Source organism: Streptosporangium sp. G11 (assembly GCF_051192615.1).
Classification (GTDB): domain Bacteria; phylum Actinomycetota; class Actinomycetes; order Streptosporangiales; family Streptosporangiaceae; genus Streptosporangium.
In genome coordinates, this window is sequence record NZ_JBPJUQ010000337.1 from 1 (window position 1) to 776 (window position 776).

Genomic DNA, 776 nt, shown 5'->3' on the forward strand with positions numbered 1-776 from the left:
TGCTGATTGCACTCGGCGTCCCGTCGGCTGCCTGGGCCGCGGATCCGGTGCGACCTGCTTGGCAACGCCACACCGTCGACAGCTCCATCAGCGGCGCTGAGGGTGTGCGACTCGGCGATGTCAACGGCGACGGCGACCTTGACGCGTTCGCTACTGAGGAGCGCCTACCGCGCGCGGGGCTGTCGACCAGCCCGGGCCTGATCTGGTACGAGAACCCGACGCGACGTCCACCTCACCGTGCACGTTAGACCGGCAGCACTTCTCGCATCTCATACACCTCGCCTACCCGGCCGGGCCCGATCTGCCATCGCCCATGCGGCCCGCTGCTTGGGCCGCTGGCCGTAGTGAGTTCGGGACGGACCCGGCAGGCTCGTTCCGCGAGCGCGCCGGGCAACTCTCAGTTGAGCTCCATGGCACCGCAACACCGTCATCTCATGCCGCCGCACCAAGATATCAATGTCCTTGGAAGCCTGGCTGCGCCCCGGTAACGCCAGCCGGCCGAACACGTGAGCCATGATCAGATACAAGAGGCGAAGAGACACAAGCCTCGGTCGTGCCCGCACCTCCAGGGGAGGATCGCGCCCTGGGTGGAGATCACGGAGCCGACGGTGGCGCCCATGCCGACGTGCGCGTCGGGCGTCAGCGCGACATGGCCGGGGACGAACGGGAGACGGGCGGCGCGGGCGGCCTGCTCGATCGTGCCGGATTCGGTGCCGCTGGCCCAGGACAGGAGGTGCGGGGCGGCCTGGTGCGGCATGTGATCTCCCTTCGTTTGT

The 776-nt window shown here is 68.4% G+C and carries 2 protein-coding genes; one reads left to right on the forward strand and one right to left on the reverse strand.

What is annotated here, in order from left to right; genetic code table 11:
- Positions 1-248 (forward strand): hypothetical protein (locus ACSDR0_RS50900; protein ID WP_435296185.1); only part of this gene is annotated, 248 nt, incomplete at its 5' end.
- A gap of 269 nt (positions 249-517) precedes the next feature.
- Here the strand turns inward: ACSDR0_RS50900 and ACSDR0_RS50905 are convergent.
- Positions 518-776, reverse strand: a 259-nt coding sequence (locus ACSDR0_RS50905; protein WP_435296186.1) for an RtcB family protein, incomplete at its 5' end; no start/stop codon positions are given.